This is a genomic window from Streptomyces sp. NPDC005004, assembly GCF_053600675.1.
Map to the genome: position 1 here is coordinate 1 of NZ_JBSGAH010000007.1, position 17,152 is coordinate 17,152.

Annotated in this window: 13 protein-coding genes; 10 read left to right on the plus strand and 3 right to left on the minus strand. The window is 72.9% G+C overall.

Annotated features, from left to right (window positions below; translation table 11 throughout):
* Positions 1-297: 297 nt before the first annotated feature.
* The 5 genes from lpdA (at position 298) to ACWEEU_RS11400 (ending at position 8,135) form a co-directional block, all read left to right on the plus strand.
* The gene (gene lpdA / locus ACWEEU_RS11380; protein ID WP_385751552.1) at positions 298-1,686 is read left to right on the plus strand and encodes a dihydrolipoyl dehydrogenase; all 1,389 of its coding nucleotides are present in this window, start codon (positions 298-300) and stop codon (positions 1,684-1,686) included.
* A gap of 62 nt (positions 1,687-1,748) precedes the next feature.
* Complete coding sequence (gene sucB, locus ACWEEU_RS11385) at positions 1,749-3,584, plus strand: 2-oxoglutarate dehydrogenase, E2 component, dihydrolipoamide succinyltransferase (protein WP_451731052.1); 1,836 nt, start codon at positions 1,749-1,751, stop codon at positions 3,582-3,584.
* 313 nt (positions 3,585-3,897) lie between these two features.
* A complete protein-coding gene (locus tag ACWEEU_RS11390) occupies positions 3,898-4,521 on the plus strand; it encodes a GntR family transcriptional regulator (protein ID WP_385747908.1) in 624 nt (207 codons plus the stop codon).
* A gap of 261 nt (positions 4,522-4,782) precedes the next feature.
* The gene (aceE, locus tag ACWEEU_RS11395; RefSeq protein WP_451731055.1) at positions 4,783-7,485 is read left to right on the plus strand and encodes a pyruvate dehydrogenase (acetyl-transferring), homodimeric type; all 2,703 of its coding nucleotides are present in this window, start codon (positions 4,783-4,785) and stop codon (positions 7,483-7,485) included.
* A gap of 131 nt (positions 7,486-7,616) precedes the next feature.
* Positions 7,617-8,135: a DUF4240 domain-containing protein gene (locus ACWEEU_RS11400; protein ID WP_385747949.1), complete on the plus strand. Its 519-nt coding sequence runs from the start codon at positions 7,617-7,619 to the stop codon at positions 8,133-8,135.
* 45 nt (positions 8,136-8,180) lie between these two features.
* On the opposite strand, the gene ACWEEU_RS11405 is transcribed toward ACWEEU_RS11400, so the two are convergent.
* Complete coding sequence (locus ACWEEU_RS11405; RefSeq protein ID WP_385747911.1) at positions 8,181-8,987, minus strand: peptidoglycan recognition protein family protein; 807 nt, start codon at positions 8,985-8,987, stop codon at positions 8,181-8,183.
* A gap of 191 nt (positions 8,988-9,178) precedes the next feature.
* Here ACWEEU_RS11405 and ACWEEU_RS11410 point away from each other — a divergent pair, with 191 nt between their 5' ends.
* On the plus strand, positions 9,179-10,375 hold the full coding sequence (locus ACWEEU_RS11410) for a MarP family serine protease (protein ID WP_451731059.1): 1,197 nt from the start codon (positions 9,179-9,181) through the stop codon (positions 10,373-10,375).
* Between the two features lie 35 nt (positions 10,376-10,410).
* On the opposite strand, the gene ACWEEU_RS11415 is transcribed toward ACWEEU_RS11410, so the two are convergent.
* Positions 10,411-10,908, minus strand: a complete 498-nt coding sequence (locus ACWEEU_RS11415; RefSeq protein WP_385747915.1) for a GNAT family N-acetyltransferase — start codon at positions 10,906-10,908, stop codon at positions 10,411-10,413.
* Between the two features lie 93 nt (positions 10,909-11,001).
* On the opposite strand from ACWEEU_RS11415, the gene ACWEEU_RS11420 reads away from it, so the two are divergent.
* Both ACWEEU_RS11420 and ACWEEU_RS11425 read left to right on the plus strand, forming a co-directional pair.
* Entirely contained in the window at positions 11,002-11,898 is an 897-nt protein-coding gene (locus ACWEEU_RS11420; protein WP_451731063.1) for a TIGR01777 family oxidoreductase, read from the plus strand.
* A gap of 149 nt (positions 11,899-12,047) precedes the next feature.
* Positions 12,048-13,424 (plus strand): NAD(P)/FAD-dependent oxidoreductase, encoded by a 1,377-nt coding sequence (locus tag ACWEEU_RS11425; protein WP_451731066.1) that lies wholly within the window; start codon positions 12,048-12,050, stop codon positions 13,422-13,424.
* Positions 13,425-13,471: 47 nt separating this feature from the next.
* Here the strand turns inward: ACWEEU_RS11425 and ACWEEU_RS11430 are convergent, their stop codons facing one another.
* Entirely contained in the window at positions 13,472-14,938 is a 1,467-nt protein-coding gene (locus tag ACWEEU_RS11430; RefSeq protein WP_385747920.1) for a regulator, read from the minus strand.
* A 264-nt stretch (positions 14,939-15,202) separates the two neighbouring features.
* On the opposite strand from ACWEEU_RS11430, the gene lipB reads away from it, so the two are divergent.
* Positions 15,203-16,003 carry a lipoyl(octanoyl) transferase LipB gene (gene lipB / locus ACWEEU_RS11435; protein ID WP_451731070.1) on the plus strand — a complete coding sequence of 267 codons (801 nt, stop codon included), beginning with the start codon at positions 15,203-15,205 and terminating at the stop codon, positions 16,001-16,003.
* A gap of 139 nt (positions 16,004-16,142) precedes the next feature.
* Positions 16,143-17,108, plus strand: coding sequence for a lipoyl synthase (gene lipA / locus ACWEEU_RS11440; RefSeq protein WP_362386309.1), 966 nt, complete (start codon positions 16,143-16,145; stop codon positions 17,106-17,108).
* Positions 17,109-17,152: the final 44 nt, after the last annotated feature.

Genomic DNA, 17,152 nt, shown 5'->3' on the forward strand with positions numbered 1-17,152 from the left:
CGACGTCACCCGCGCGCTGAACCAGGCGTACGACGTCCTCCTCGGCCACCGCGCCCTGCACCACGCGCGCAGCCCGGAACTCCGCGGCCGCGCGCCCCTTTTGCCTGCGGTGCCGCCGGAGCGGACGTGGGACGTCTCACACCCCGGCCCGGCGTATGGACCACCCCGGACAAGTGCAAAGATGGAGCCCGGCAGGACAGGGCCCCACCCGAGGGCCGAAGCATCAAGCGGCCGGACACCAGCCGCCTGCCGGTCACCGACGACCGGCGTACGGCGCACATGCATGGAGGACGTGACGTGGCGAACGACGCCAGCACCGTTTTCGACCTAGTGATCCTCGGCGGTGGCAGCGGTGGTTACGCCGCGGCCCTGCGCGGAGCGCAGCTGGGCCTGGACGTCGCCCTGATCGAGAAGGACAAGGTCGGCGGCACCTGCCTGCACCGGGGCTGCATCCCCACCAAGGCCCTGCTGCACGCGGGCGAGATCGCCGACCAGGCCCGCGAGAGCGAGCAGTTCGGTGTGAAGGCCACCTTCGAGGGCATCGACGTCCCGGCCGTCCACAAGTACAAGGACGACGTGATCTCGGGCCTCTACAAGGGCCTCCAGGGTCTGATCGCCTCGCGCAAGGTGACGTACATCGAGGGCGAGGGCCGGCTGTCCTCCCCCACCTCGGTGGACGTGGGCGGCCAGCGCGTCCAGGGCCGTCACGTCCTGCTCGCGACCGGCTCCGTGCCGAAGTCGCTGCCGGGCCTGGAGATCGACGGCGACCGGATCATCTCCTCCGACCACGCCCTGGTCCTGGACCGCGTGCCCAAGTCCGCGATCATCCTCGGCGGCGGTGTCATCGGCGTCGAGTTCGCCTCGGCCTGGAAGTCCTTCGGCGCCGACGTGACCGTCATCGAGGGTCTCAAGCACCTGGTGCCGGTCGAGGACGAGAACTCCTCCAAGCTCCTGGAGCGCGCCTTCCGCAAGCGCGGCATCAAGTTCAACCTGGGCACCTTCTTCGAGAAGGCCGAGTACACCCAGGACGGCGTCAAGGTCACCCTCGCCGACGGCAAGGAGTTCGAGGCGGAGGTCCTGCTCGTCGCCGTCGGCCGCGGCCCGGTGTCGCAGGGTCTCGGCTACGAGGAGCAGGGCGTCGCGATGGACCGCGGCTACGTCCTGGTCGACGAGTACATGCGCACCAACGTGCCGACCATCTCGGCCGTCGGTGACCTGGTCCCGACCCTCCAGCTCGCGCACGTCGGCTTCGCCGAGGGCATCCTGGTGGCGGAGCGCCTGGCCGGTCTGAAGACCGTCCCGATCGACTACGACGGTGTCCCCCGCGTGACGTACTGCCACCCGGAGGTCGCCTCCGTGGGCATCACCGAGGCCAAGGCCAAGGAGATCTACGGCGCGGACAAGGTCGTCGCTCTGAAGTACAGCCTGGCGGGCAACGGCAAGAGCAAGATCCTGAAGACCGCGGGCGAGATCAAGCTCGTCCAGGTCAAGGACGGTGCCGTGGTCGGCGTCCACATGGTCGGCGACCGCATGGGCGAGCAGGTCGGCGAGGCTCAGCTCATCTACAACTGGGAAGCGCTGCCGGCCGAGGTCGCCCAGCTCATCCACGCCCACCCGACGCAGAACGAGGCGCTCGGCGAGGCGCACCTGGCGCTGGCCGGCAAGCCGCTGCACGCCCACGACTGAGCCATCGGCCCTCGGGCGCGACGACACAGACTTCCGCAATTCCTTAAGGAGCAACCGAAACCATGGCGGTTTCCGTAACCCTTCCGGCGCTCGGTGAGAGCGTCACCGAGGGCACTGTCACCCGCTGGCTGAAGGCCGAGGGCGAGCGCGTCGAGGCCGACGAGCCGCTGCTCGAGGTGTCGACCGACAAGGTCGACACCGAGATCCCCTCGCCCGTCTCCGGCGTGCTGGCCTCGATCAAGGTCGCCGAGGACGAGACCGTCGAGGTCGGTGCCGAGCTGGCCCTGATCGACGACGGCTCCGGCGCCCCGGCCGCCGCCCCGGCCCCGGCCGCCGCCGAGGCCCCCGCGGCTCCGGCCCCCGCCGCCGAGCAGGCCCCGCAGTCCGCCCCCTCCACCGAGCAGGCGGCCCCCGCCCCGGCCCCGACCGCCGAGGCCACCTCCGGCGGCGGCTCCGCCGAGGGCACCGACGTGGTCCTGCCCGCGCTCGGCGAGTCCGTCACCGAGGGCACCGTCACCCGCTGGCTGAAGTCGGTCGGCGACTCGGTCGAGGCCGACGAGCCGCTGCTCGAGGTCTCCACCGACAAGGTCGACACCGAGATCCCGGCGCCCGTCTCGGGCACCCTGCTGGAGATCGTGGTCGGCGAGGACGAGACCGCCGAGGTCGGCGCCAAGCTCGCCGTCATCGGTGCCGCCGGTGCCGCCCCCGCGGCCGCCCCGGCCCCCGCCGCCGCTGCCCCGGCCGCCCCGGCCACCCCGGCTCCGGCTCCCGCCCCGGCCGCCCCCGCGGCTCCGGTCGCCCCGGCTCCGGCTCCCGCCGCGCCCGCCGCCGCTGCCCCCGCAGCTCCGGCCGCGCCCGCCGCTGCCGCTCCGGCCCCGGTGGCCCCGGCCGCTCCGGCTCCGGCTCCGGCTCCGGTGACCCCGGCCACCGCGCCCACCTCCCCGACCGCCACGCAGGCGACCGACGAGGGCGCCTACGTGACCCCGCTGGTGCGCAAGCTCGCCGCCGAGAACGGCGTCGACCTGGCCGGCGTCAAGGGCACCGGCGTGGGCGGCCGTATCCGCAAGCAGGACGTCCTCGCCGCCGCCGAGGCCGCGAAGGCCGCCGTCCCGGCTCCGGCTCCGGCCGCCGCCGCTCCGGCCGCCGCGAAGAAGGCCCCGGCGCTGGAGGTCTCCCCGCTGCGCGGCCAGACCGTCAAGATGACCCGCATCCGCAAGGTCATCGGCGACAACATGGTCAAGGCGCTGACCGAGCAGGCCCAGCTCTCCTCGGTCGTCGAGGTCGACGTCACCCGTCTGATGAAGCTGCGCGGCAAGGCGAAGGACTCCTTCGCCGCCCGTGAGGGCGTCAAGCTCTCCCCGATGCCGTTCTTCGTCAAGGCCGCCGCGCAGGCGCTGAAGGCCCACCCGGTCATCAACGCCCGCATCAACGAGGCCGAGGGCACCATCACCTACTTCGACACCGAGAACGTCGGTATCGCGGTGGACTCCGAGAAGGGCCTGATGACCCCGGTCATCAAGCACGCCGGTGACCTCAACATCGCGGGCATCGCCAAGGCGACGGCCGAGCTGGCCGGCAAGGTCCGCGCCAACAAGATCACCCCGGACGAGCTGTCCGGCGCGACCTTCACCATCTCCAACACCGGTTCGCGCGGCGCCCTGTTCGACACGATCATCGTGCCGCCGAACCAGGTCGCCATCCTCGGCATCGGCGCCACGGTGAAGCGCCCGGCCGTCCTGGAGACGGAGGAGGGCACGGTCATCGCCGTCCGCGACATGACCTACCTGACCCTCTCCTACGACCACCGCCTGGTCGACGGCGCCGACGCGGCCCGTTACCTGACGACGGTCAAGCAGATCCTGGAAGCGGGCGAGTTCGAGGTGGAGCTCGGCCTGTAACCCCACGGCCTGTGAAGAAGCCCCCTGTCGGCCACGACAGGGGGCTTCGCCGTTCCCGGAGGGCTTGGGCTTGTCGGCGCCGGCCGGCCGCACCTCGTCAGGGGCGCGGGGCTGTGTCGGTATGCGGCTCCGCCGCGCGGGCGCGACAAGCCACGACGGTGCCGCACCCGCCCCAAACCCGCACCCCTGCGGCGAGATGCCTCGAAAACACCCTGTGCCCCTCGTCTCACCTGGGCAAAAGCACCCCTATGCGCCGCACGGCATCCGCACCGCACCCTTATCGTCGTAGAGCCGCCTCGCGAAGGAGCCCAGAATGACCGCGCCCGTAATCCACTCGCTGCGCGAACAGATCCGCGAGCACATCGTGGAGGGCATCGTCAGCGGCCGCTGGCAACCGGGCGAGCGCATCGTGGAGCGCCGTATCGCCACGGAACTGGAGGTCAGCCAGACCCCGGTCCGCGAGGCGCTCCGCGAGCTGGAGACCCTCCGCCTGATCGAGTCCGCCCCGAACAAGGGCGTCCGCGTCCGCAACCTCACGGCGGCGGACCTGGAGGAGAGCTACCCCGTCAGGGCGGGCCTGGAGGCCATCGCGGCGGAACTCGCGGCCGAGACCCTCGCCGAGGACTGCTCGGCCCTGGAGCCCCACGTGGCGGCCCTCTACCAGGCCGACCGGGCCGCGGACGGCACCGGCCAGGTCCGCCACACCGTCGGTTTCCACCGCGAACTGGTGCGCGCCGCGGGCAACTCCGTGCTGCTGCACACCTGGGAGGGGCTCGGCATCGAGGTCTTCACCGCGCTGTCGATCCGCTGGCTGGGCACCGTCCAGCAGTCGTACGCGGAGGAGCACGAGGAGCTGGTGGAGGCGTTCAAGCGCCACGACCCCCGGATCGCCGAGCTGGTCAAGGCGCACGTGCTGGGCTGCGCGCCCCGCGCCTGAGCCGTACCCCGCTCACCTGCGGAAACGGGCACGAAAACCCGCAAAAACACGGCACCGGGTGCCTGCCCGAAAGACACCGGGTGCCTACTTTCGCGCAAAGACGGGGTTTTCACCCCCAAACCTTTGATCGATCATCGATCAGGGGGTTACAGTCACCGACGGACTTCCACCGAAGTTCTCGCCCTGTCCTGCCAAAGACCAAGGGCACCCCCATACCTCTTCTCCTTGAGGGCACCCCCTTCGACTGAGGAAGGCGGCGACATGACCGACCCCAACGCCATCCAGCAGAGCGCGCTCGACCAGCTCCCGGACCGCGACGCCGAGGAGACCGCCGAGTGGCGGGCCTCCCTGGACGCCGTCGCCAGGGAAGCGGGCCCGCATCGCGCCGCGTACCTGATGCGGCGCACGCTGGAGCGCGCCGAGGCGGACGGCATCGGGCTGCCGAAGCTCGTCGAGACGGACTACCTCAACACCATCCCCACCGCCGCCGAGCCGGGCGTGCCCGGTGACGAGGCGATGGAGTCCCGGATCACCGCCTGGAACCGCTGGAACGCGGCCGCGATGGTCACCCGGGGCAGCAAGTACGGCGTCGGCGGCCACATCGCCACCTTCGCCTCCGCCGCGTGGCTGTACGAGACCGGCTTCAACCACTTCTTCAAGGGCAAGGAGGGCGACGGCTCGGGCGACCAGCTCTACATCCAGGGCCACGCCTCCCCGGGCATCTACGCCCGCGCCTTCCTCGACGGCCGGCTGACCGAGACCCAGCTCGACAACTTCCGCCAGGAGGCGGGCGGCAACGGCCTGCCCTCCTACCCGCACCCGCGCCGGCTGCCCTGGCTGTGGGAGTTCCCGACGGTGTCGATGGGCCTCGGCCCGCTCTCCGCGATCTACCAGGCGCGGTTCAACCGCTACCTGACCAACCGCGGCATCAAGGACGTCTCCGCCTCGCACGTGTGGGCGTTCCTCGGCGACGGCGAGATGGACGAGCCGGAGTCGACGGCGGCTCTCGCGCTCGCCGCCCGTGAGGAGCTGGACAACCTCACCTTCGTCATCAACTGCAACCTGCAGCGCCTGGACGGCCCGGTCCGCGCGAACTTCAAGATCGTGCAGGAGCTGGAGGCCCAGTTCCGCGGCGCGGGCTGGAACGTCATCAAGACGCTGTGGGGCACGGCCTGGGACGAGCTGTTCCAGCTCGACACCACGGGCGCGCTGGTCCGCCGTCTGCGCCAGGTGCCGGACGCCCAGATCCAGACGTACCAGACGCGTGACGCGGCCTACATCCGCCAGGACTTCTTCGGTGCCGACCCGGCGCTGGTGGAGATGGCGAAGCTGCTGAGCGACGACAAGATCCTCGAGTGCTTCCACCTCTCGCGCGGCGGCCACGAGGCCCGCAAGGTCTACGCCGCGTACAAGGCGGCCGTCGAGCACAAGGGCGCGCCGACCGTGATCCTGGCCCAGACGGTCAAGGGCCACACCCTCGGCCCGGGCTTCGCCTCCAAGAACGCCAACCACCAGATGAAGAAGCTCTCGGTGGACGAGTTCAAGGCGATGCGCGACCTCCTCGGGCTGCCGATCCCGGACAGCGCCTTCGCCGACGGCCAGGTGCCCTACGGCCACCCGGGCGCCGACTCCCCCGAGGTCCGCTACCTCCAGGAGCGCCGCGCGGCTCTCGGCGGTCCGGCCCCGGCCCGCCGCACGCAGCCGCTGCCCGCGCTGCCCGCCCCGGCCGACAAGGCGTTCGCCTCCTTCGACAAGGGCTCCGGCTCGCAGAACGTAGCGACCACCATGGCGTTCGTCCGTCTGGTCAAGGACCTGGTCCGCGACAAGGAGACCGGCAAGCGCTGGGTGCCGATCGTCCCCGACGAGGCGCGCACCTTCGGCATGGAGTCGCTCTTCCCGTCGCTCGGCATCTACTCGCCCAAGGGCCAGACGTACGAGCCGGTCGACCGCGACCAGCTGATGTACTACAAGGAGGCCAAGAACGGCCAGATCCTCAACGAGGGGATCACCGAGGCCGGTTCGATGGCCGACTTCATCGCCGCGTCCAGCGCGTACGCCACGCACGGCGAGGCGATGATCCCGTTCTACATCTTCTACTCGATGTTCGGCTGGCAGCGCACGGCCGACCAGATGTGGCAGCTCGGCGACCAGCTCGGCCGCGGCTTCCTCGTCGGCGCGACCGCGGGCCGTACGACCCTGACGGGCGAGGGGCTCCAGCACGCCGACGGCCACTCCCCGGTGATCGCCGCGACCAACCCGGCCGCGCTGACGTACGACCCGGCGTTCGCCTACGAGGTCGCCGCCATCGTCAAGGAGGGTCTGCGCCGGATGTACGGCGAGGCCGCGCCGGACGAGGACAGGGACGTCTTCTACTACCTGACGGTCTACAACGAGCCGCTGCCGCAGCCGGCCAAGCCCGCCGTCCCCGGCATCGACGAGGGCATCGTCAAGGGCCTGTACCGCTTCAACACGGCGGAGTCCGCGGGTGTGACCGTCCCGGCGAACGCCCCCCGCATCCAGCTCCTGGGCTCGGGCACGGCGATCCACTGGGCGCTGGACGCGCAGAAGCTGCTCGCCGAGGAGTGGGGCGTGGCCGCCGACGTGTGGTCCGCGACCTCCTGGTCGGAGCTGCGCCGCGACGCGATGGAGGCCGACGCGGCCCTGCTGCGCGGCGAGGAGCGGGTGCCGTTCGTGCGCCGGGCGCTCCAGGGCGCCGAGGGCCCGGTCCTCGCGGTCTCCGACTACATGCGTCAGGTCCCCGACCAGATCGCGCAGTGGGTCGACCAGGACTGGTCCTCGCTGGGTGCGGACGGCTTCGGCCTCTCCGACACCCGCGCGGCGGCCCGCCGGCACTTCGGTGTCGACGCCGAGTCGATCGTGGTCGCGGCCCTGGCCCAGCTCGCCAAGCGCGGCGCGGTCAAGGCCACGGCGGTGAAGGAAGCCCGCGAGAAGTACGGTCTGTGACCTTCTGAGGTCGGTCGAAGGGGTACGGCAGCACGCCGTGCCCCTTCTTCGTTTCCCGGGTCCGTCTCCCGCCGGTCCACCGTGCCGTTCCGCGTGCGGGGCGGGTGCCGAGGCCCGATGCTTGTGCCGTGATGGACGAGACGGAGTTCTGGGAGCTGATCGACGCCACCCGCGAGGCCGCCGAGGGCGACCCCGAGGAGCAGGCCGACCTGCTGGTGGACAAGCTGCTCCAGCTCGACCCGGACATGGTCCTGGACTTCGCCCGTCACTTCGAGGCCCGCTACAACCGCGCCTACCGCTGGGATCTGTGGGGCGCGGCCTGGATTCTGCTGGACGGGGCGAGCGACGACGCCTTCGACTACTTCCGGTGCTGGCTGATCGGCCAGGGCCGGGAGGTGTTCGAGGGCGCGCTGCACGACCCGGACGCGCTGGCGGAGCTGCTGGACGACTTCGACGAGGAGATGGACGGCGACGGCGAGGAGCTGGGGTACGCGGCCGACGAGGCGTACGAGCGGCTGACCGGGGTGGTCGCCCCGGACCTGGGGATCGCCCCGGCGCCCGCCGAGCCCGCGGGGACGGCCTTCGACTTCGAGAACGACGGGGTGCTGGCGGAACGCTACCCGGTCCTGTGGGAACGCTTCAGGGAGTGAGGCGTGCCCGCCCGCCCTGCGGCGCCCCGTTCACCGGTCCGCCGCTCACCTGCCCTGCAGCCGGGCCGCCGCGTTCCTGATCTCGGGGAGGCGGGCGGTCAGGGCGGCGCCGGGGCAGGTGGTCTGGTAGCCGTCGTTGTGGCCCGCGAGCGCCGGGAGGGTGGCGGTCGTACCGGCCTGGTAGCGGCTCAGTCCACTGCTGGAGACCAGGCGGACCCGGGAGCGCGGGTCGACGTCGGCGAGGCCCAGTTTCCACGCGGCCACGGCGGCGATCGCGTCGGTCATCACGCGCGGGACGGGGACGCCCGCGGTGAAGGTGCCGAGCGCGGCGATCCCGGCGGTGCGGTGGTTGAAGCCCTGGGTGTGGGCGCCGGTGACGGCCCGGTCCTCTCCCCCGGCGCGGCCCTCGTAGACGGTGCCGCAGCGGTCCACGAGGAAGTTGTAGCCGATGTCGTCCCAGTGGCGGCTGCCGGTCTGGCCCGCGTACAGGGCGCGGATGATGCGCGGGGCGTCCGCGCAGTCGTAGCCGTTCGGCGAGTCGGTGTGGTGGACGAAGACGGCGATCACCTTGTCGTCGTAGCGCGGGGCGGGCTGCTCGTGCCGGGCGGTGGCGTCCAGCCAGGCGGAGCGGGGCACGATCACCGGGCGGGGCGCGTGGTGGGGCGTCGGCGCGTGGGGGGCGGTCGTGAGGGGGCGGACGGAGTGGTGGGTGACGATGCTCTCGCTGCCCCGCGCGAGGACGAGCACCGCGATCAGGGCGGTGAGCGCGGGCAGGCAGCCGACGACCAGAAGCACCGCGCCGGGTACCCGGACGCGCCGCCTCTGTCCGTCCGGTCCTCGCGTGGCACGCATGATCCCATCGTCGGATCGCCGGGCCCGGTCCGCGATGTGTGCTGTGCCACCCGGTGGAACCATCGTCCCCGTCCGGGACGTTTCCGGGGGTACACGCACACGCGCGCCGTTTCCCCGCCGGGGCGCTCGCGCGCGGCTGATCAGCGGGCGTGTCCCGACCGTACTGGGGGGTCCGAGAGAAAGGCGGCTTCGTGGACCTGCTCGACGTGCTGCTCGTGCTGGTGGTCCTCGTCTACGCGGCGGCCGGGTACCGGCGTGGTCTGGTGGCCGGGTGTCTGTCGCTGGCCGGGTTCGTGGGCGGCGCGGCCGTCGGTGTCTGGGTGCTGCCCTGGGTGACGGGCCTGGTGGAGCGCGGATCGGCCGCGGCGACCGTGGTCGCGGTGCTGACGGTGCTGGTGCCGGGTGTGATCGGGCACGAGCTGGCGGGCCAGTTGGGACTACGGCTGCGCAGCCGTATCGACCGCACGGGCGGGGGCGCGCTGCGGGTCGTGGACGGCATGGGCGGGGCGGCGGCCAACTCGGTGGCGGTGCTGCTCGTGGCGTGGGTGGCGGCGAGCGTCCTCGCGGCGGCGCCCTCGCAGACGCTGACGACGGCGATCCGCAACTCGGCGCTGCTCGGCGCGGTGCAGAAGACGATGCCGGAGACGACCCCGGTGTGGTTCGCGCGGGCCACCTCGGCGCTGACTCAGGCGGGGTTCCCGCAGGTCTTCAACCCGTTCGAGAACGAGTCCACGGCACAGGTGGCCAAGCCCAGCGGGGACAGCGTGACGGCGGAGGCGACGGAGGCCGCCCGGACGAGCACGGTGAAGATCGAGGGCGCGGTCGGCGCCGAGGGCCGCGAGGGCAGCGGGTTCGTGTACGCGCCCCACCGGGTGATGACGAACGCGCACGTGGTGGCCGGGATCGACGACCCGACGGTGCGGGTGGGCGGGGTCGGCCCGTCGTACGCGGCGCGGGTGGTGCTCTTCGACCCGAACCGGGACGTGGCGGTGCTGTACGTGCCCCGGCTGAGCGCCCCGGTGCTGCGCTTCGACGACGGTGCGCGGCGCGGGGACTCGGCGGTGGTGGCGGGCTATCCGGAGGACGGCGGGCTGGACCTCCAGGCGGCGACGGTGGCGAACCGGGTGCGGGCGACCGGCCAGAACATCTACAACGACCGCACGGTCACGCGCGAGGTCTACTCGGTGCGCTCGACGGTCCGCCCGGGCAACTCGGGCGGACCGCTGCTGACCACGTCCGGGCGGGTGTACGGCGTGGTGTTCGCCCGCTCCACCTCGGACTCCGAGACGGGGTACGCGCTCACGGCGGCGGAGGTCAAGGGCGACGCCTCCCGGGCGGCGAAGGCGACGGCACCGGTGGACACGGGGCATCTGATCACGTCGTCGTAGGGCGCCCGGGAAGCCGCGCGGGGGTCCGGGGGGTCTCAGACCGAGCGGCCCATGCAGATGTCGTCCACGTACTCCCCGGCGATGAGGAACTCCTCCGGGAACACGCCCTCCACCTTGAAGCCCTCGGCCTCGTAGAGCCTGCGGGCCGGGGTGTTGTGGCCGAGGACGCGCAGGGTGAGGCGCCGGGCGCCCTGCGCGCGGGCCAGTTCGACGGCGCCCCGGACCAGGGCGCGGCCGACGCCCAGGCCGCGTGCCTCCTCGGCGACGGCGATGCCCTGGATCTGCCGTACGTGTGCGTTCACGGCGAGCGGGGTGGGCGGGCAGACCCGCACGTAGCCGACGAGGCGGCCGTCGAGTTCGGCGGCCAGGTGGTTCTCCGGGAGGTGCCGGTCGTCGAAGAAGGCCGGGTACGGCGGGCTCGGCTCGGGCTGCACCGAGTGCAGGGTGGACCAGGTGAGCCGGTCGAGCAGGGCCAGTTCCGCCTCGTCCTCGGGCCGGGCGGGTCGTATGCGGGGCTGTGTCGGCTGTGTCATGCGAGGACTGTACGGCGGGCGCCGGGCGGCGACTTGGGGCGCCGGGCGGCCGTTCTCCCCGGTTTCCGGGGCGTGGGCGGCCATGCTGGGATCATGGAGCATTCGAAAATCGCGGTGGCCGGTGCTTCCGGTCTGATCGGCAGCGCCCTGGTGCGGTCCCTGCGGGGCGACGGGCACGAGGTGGTCCGGCTGGTGCGGCACGAGCCGCGGGGCGCGGACGAGGTGCGCTGGGACCCCGGGCGGCAGACCGTGGACGCGGCCGGGCTGAACGGCTGCGACGTGGTGGTGAACCTGGCCGGGGCCGGGATCGGGGACAAGCGCTGGACGCCGGAGTACAAGCGGCTGATCCGGGACAGCCGGGTGCTGGGCACGGCGGCGCTCGCGGACGCTGCCGCCTCGCTGCCGGAGCCGCCCCGGGTCTTCGTGAACGGCAGCGCGATCGGCTACTACGGCGACACCGGGGACCGGATCACCGACGAGAGCGCCCCGCCCGGCGACGGTTTCCTGCCCTCGGTGTGCGAGGAGTGGGAGGAGGCGGCGGCGCCGGTGCGGGAGGCGGGCGTGCGGACGGTGTTCGTGCGCACCGGTCTGGTGGTGGCGTCCGGAGGCGGCGCGTGGGGGCGGCTGTTCCCGCTGTTCAAGGCGGGGCTCGGCGGGCGGCTCGGGGACGGGCGGCAGTACTGGTCGTACATCGCGCTGCACGACGAGGTGGCGGCGATCCGGCACCTGATGGACCGTGAGGATCTGTCGGGGCCGTTCAACCTGACCGCGCCCGAGCCGCTGACCAACCAGGAGATCACCGAGGCGATGGGGCGCGTGCTGCACCGGCCGACCCCGTTCCCGGTCCCGGCGGCGGTGTTGCGCACGGTGCTCGGGGAGATGGCCGGGGATGTGCTGGGCAGTCAACGGGTGGTGCCCACGCGGCTGTTGGAGTCGGGGTTCGCTTTCGCGTTCCCCGGGATCGAGGACACGATCCGCGCGGCGCTGTGACCGTATGCGACCTCCATGCGACCGTGCCCTGTCGATGCGCGACTGTCCCTGACCGTTCGGGGCCCTAACCTCGACCCGAACTCGGGTATCCCCGGGGCCTGTTGGGGGCATCACGTCTCCACCGGCCGCGCAACCACAGGAGGGGCCTCGTGCTTGAGCCCGCGTACCAGGTGGACGTCGTCGTCGTGGGAGCCGGGATCGCCGGCCTCGCGGCGGCCCGTCGGCTCGCCAGTGCTGGAGTGTCGACCGCGGTCCTGGAGGCCGACGCGTGTGTCGGCGGCCGCATGTCGACCGAGAAGGTCGACGGCTTCCGGCTCGACCGGCTCGGACAGCCGCTGTTCACGTCCTGGCCCGAACTGCGCACCGTCCCCGGTCTCGAAGCGCTGCCGCTGCGCCGCTTCGCGCCCGGGGTCCTACTGCACCGCGACGGGCACCGGCACCGGGCGGGCGCCCCGGCGGTCGTAGGGGGCGCAAGGGGCGCACTTCACATCGCGCGCGCCCTCGCGAGCGCCCCTCGGGGCCAGGGAAGCGCCCGCGAGAGCCGTACGGCCGGGGCGGCCGGGGGCGCCGTGGACCGGGCACGGCTCGGCAGCGCCCTGAACCGGCTCGCCGCCACGCCCGTCGACCGTCTGCTGGCCCGTCCCGAACTGCCCGCCGCCCACGCCCTCCAGGCGCGCGGCCTGCCGCCCCGCACCGTCGAGGGCTTCCTGCGCCCGCTGCTCGCCGCCCTGCTGTGCGACCCGGAGCTGACCACCTCCAGCCGGGCCGCCGACCTGGCGCTGCACGCCTTCGCGAGCGGACGGCTGTGCGTGCCGGAGGGCGGCTCCCAGGCGCTCCCGGACCGCCTGGCCCGCTCGCTGCCGCCCGGCACCGTGCGCACCGGCGTCCGCGTCACCTCGGTCTCCACCACCTCGGTCACCACCGCCGAGCACGGCGTGATCCGCTGCCGCGCGGTGCTTCTCGCGACCGGCGCGCGGGCCGCCGCCGAGCTGCTGCCCGGGTTGCGCGTGCCGGACTTCCACCCGGTGACCGTCGTCCACCACACCACCGACGACCCCGCCCCCGCGCTCGCCACCGGCTCCGCTCTGCTCCTGGACGCCGACCGCGGCGGTCCGGTCGCGCACACGGCGGTGCTCAGTGCCGTGGACCCGGGGCGGGCGCCCGCCGGACGCGTGCTGATCTCCTCGACCGTGCTCGGCACCCCGTCCGGCGCCCCCGGCGAGCTGGACGGCGCGGTCCGCATCCAGCTGGCCCGCCTCTACGGCACCTCGACGCACCGCTGGGAGACCCTGGCCGTGCACCACACCCCCGAAGCGGTCCCGGCCCTGCGCCCGCCGTACGACGCGCGCCGCCCGGTGCGCCTGATGGCGGGCCTGTACGTGTGCGGCGACCACCGCGACTCCGGCACCGTCCAGGGCGCCCTGCACTCCGCCCACCGCGCCGCTGCGGCCCTGCTGAGCGACCTCGGCGCGGCGGGCTCGATGCACCGCGCCGACCCGGCGGCGACGGTGCCCCGAGCGGCGTAGCGCGACCAGGGCCGGACCGGCCCCAGGAGGACCAAACGGACCGCCGCTCAGCCCAGGGCGGCGATCCGCTCCCGGTATCCCCGCGCCGGAGCCGCGTCCCGGTAGGGCTCCAGGCGCCGCTCGAAGTCCCGGACGTACTCCACCGCGCGCACCGAGCGCATCTCCGCCGCCTGCGCCGCCGCGTCGGCGGCCAGCGCGCACGCCTGGTCGAGCTCGCCGAGACCGAGCCGGGCGGTGGCGAGGACCACGCGGCAGAACAGCCGGCTGCGGGCGTGCGCCGGGCCGCGCAGCCGCAGCGCGCGCTCCGCGTGCTGCGCGGCCGCGCGGAACTGCTGGAGGTCCCGGTGGCAGTGCCCCAGCTCGTCCGCGAGCTGGCCCTCGTCGAAGAAGCGCGCCCAGTACGGCACCTCGTCGCCGGGCCGGGCGGACTCCAGGGCGCGTTCGGCGCGCAGCAGCGCGCTGGTGCACGCCCGCGCCTCCCCCAGCACCGCGTGCGCCCGCGCCTCCGCCGCGTGCAGCAGCGCCTGGACGACCGGGGGCGCCGTCGTGCCCATCCCTTGCTGGGCGACCCGGGCGAGCTGGAGGGCCTCGCGGCCGTGTCCGAGGTAGACGGCCTGACGGCTCATGGTGACCAGCACGTAGGAACCGTAGGCCCGGTCGCCGGCCGCCTGGGCCAGCCGCAGGGCCTGGACGAAGTAGCGCTGGGCGAGCCCGTGGGCGGCGATGTCGTACGACGTCCAGCCCGCGAGCCGGGTGAGGTCGGCGGCGGCGCCGAAGAGCCTGCGGCCGGTCTGCTCGGAGTAGACCCCGCGCAGCATCGGCTCGCACTCGTGCTCCAGGTAGCGCACGAGGGCCTGCCGGGCGTGGCCGCCGCCGTACTGGTCGTCCAGGGTGCGGAACAGCTCCCCGACCGAGCGCAGCGCGGCGATGTCGCCCGAGGTCACCCGGTGCCCGGAGGAGCGGTCGGGGTGGCCGGGCGGGCGGAGCGCGCCGGGGACGGGCTCGGCCCGCTCGGGCGTGCTGCCGTGGCGGCCCTGCGCGGGCACCCGGGGTGCCGGTTCGCGCGCCACCCGGTCGTCCGGCCTGCCGATCAGCCAGTCCCGGCTGGGCACCACGAGCCCGGCCGGGGTGAAGGCGATCCGGCGCAGTTCGGCGTGGCTGCCGGAGTCCTTGCGCCACAGCCCGCCGACGATGTCCACCGCCTCCTCCGGCGTGGAGGCGAACTCGAGCCCGGCGTACACCGGCGCACACGCGTCCAGGCCGAGGTCCTGCGCGGTCAGCCGGCGTCCGAGGCGGCGCGTGAAGACCTCGGCGATGAGCGCCGGGGTGGTGCCCCGGGGCTGCTGACCGCGCAGCCAGCGGGTGACGGAGGTCTTGTCGTATCTGAGGTCCAGCCCGTGCTCCAGGCCGAGCTGGTCGACGCGCCGGGCCAGACCCGCGTTGGAGAACCCCGCCTCTGCGATGAGCGCGGCGAGCTGGCGGTTGGGGGTGCGCTGCGCGGGTCGGTCCGTCATCTGTGGTGCGGTCTCCTGCCTTCCAGCCCCCTGAGGTGCCGGGATCGCCTGTGAGCAGCCCTTTCGGCCGCACGAACGGCGCGAATGTAGCGGAGAGTGAGCAAGCGGTCGCACATTCCGCCGCGCATTCATCCGATCGTGTGAGGATCACCCGCGGGACTGACGTGTCCGAGCCGGACGTACAGTGGCGTGGGCGCCCGACGCGCCTGACAGACCCGACGAGGGGTGGCCTGAACGAGGGGTCGCCTGAGGGAGGCGCTTGCCGTGAGTGAGTTGCGGTTCGTCCACATGGGGTTCGGCGCGGACGCCGTCGAGTACCAGGAGGCCTGGGACGAGCAGCGCCGGGTGCACGCCGCCCGGTTCGCCGACGAGGTGCCCGACACGGTGCTGCTCCTCGAACACCCCCCGGTGTACACGGCGGGCCGGCGCACCGAGGACAGCGAGCGCCCGCTCGACGGCACCCCGGTGGTGGACGTGGACCGGGGCGGCAAGATCACCTGGCACGGCCCCGGCCAGCTCGTGGGCTACCCGATCCAGAAGCTGCCCCGCCCGGTCGACGTGATCGCCCACGTACGCCGCCTGGAGGAGGCCCTGATCCGCACCTGTGCGGAGTTCGGCCTGGAAACCACCCGTGTCGAGGGCCGCAGCGGGGTCTGGGTGCTCGGCGACCCGGTCGAGCAGCGCCCCGCGCTCGGCGGACTCTCCCTGGACTTCGACCCGCGGCTGAACGACGAGGAGTTCGACCCCCGGCTGAACGGCCCGGAGTACGCCCCCTCCAACGCGGGCCAGCGCCGCGAGGACCGCAAGATCGCCGCGATCGGCATCCGCGTCGCCAAGGGCGTCACGATGCACGGCTTCGCCCTCAACGTGAACCCGGACAACCGCTGGTTCGACCGCATCATCCCCTGCGGCATCCGCGACGCCGGAGTCGCTTCACTGGCCAACGAGCTGGGCCGGGACATCACGATCGCCGAGGTCGTGCCGGTGGTCGAGCGGCATCTGCGGGACGTCATGGAGAACGCGGACCTCAAGCCCCGGGTGATCGAGAAGACCGCCGCGGTCTGATCGGTCCGGCCGGGAACGGTCTGATCGGACCGACCGGGAATTCGGCCTGCGTCCGCGAGGTTTTCCTCACCCGTAGGGCCCAATGAACACGGGCGTACTCTGTTGTACGCCGAAGAATCGAAGCTACAGGGAGCCGGTCGTGTCCGCAGTCGCACCCGACGGACGCAAGATGCTGCGCCTGGAGGTCCGCAACAGCCAGACCCCCATCGAGCGCAAGCCCGAGTGGATCAAGACCCGGGCGAAAATGGGCCCCGAGTACACGAAGATGCAGAACCTCGTGAAGAGCGAGGGTCTGCACACGGTGTGCCAGGAGGCCGGCTGCCCCAACATCTACGAATGCTGGGAGGACCGCGAGGCCACCTTCCTCATCGGCGGCGACCAGTGCACCCGGCGCTGCGACTTCTGCCAGATCGACACCGGCAAGCCCGAGGCCCTGGACCGCGACGAGCCGCGCCGCGTGGGCGAGTCCGTGGTCACCATGGACCTCAACTACGCCACGATCACCGGCGTCGCCCGCGACGACCTGGAGGACGGCGGCGCCTGGCTGTACGCCGAGACCGTGCGCCAGATCCACGCCCAGACCGCGGGCCGCGAGGCCGGCCGCACCAAGGTCGAGCTGCTCGCCCCCGACTTCAACGCGGTGCCCGAGCAGCTCGCCGAGGTCTTCGAGTCCCGCCCCGAGGTCTTCGCGCACAACGTCGAGACGGTCCCGCGCATCTTCAAGCGCATCCGCCCCGGCTTCCGCTACGAGCGCTCGCTGAAGGTCATCACCGAGGCGCGCGACTTCGGCCTGGTCACCAAGTCGAACCTGATCCTCGGCATGGGCGAGACCCGCGAGGAGATCAGCGAGGCGCTGCGCCAGCTGCACGAGGCCGGGTGCGAGCTGGTCACCATCACCCAGTACCTGCGCCCCTCGCTGCGGCACCACCCGGTGGAGCGCTGGGTCAAGCCGCAGGAGTTCGTGGAGCTGAAGGAGGAGGCCGAGGAGATCGGCTTCTCCGGTGTGATGTCCGGCCCGCTGGTCCGCTCGTCGTACCGCGCCGGGCGCCTCTACCAGATGGCGATCGAGAAGCGGGGCGCGTTCGTCGCCAGCCAGGCGGTCTGACGTACCTCCGCCGGCGCACGCGCGCTGACGCGCCCGGCGCGCGC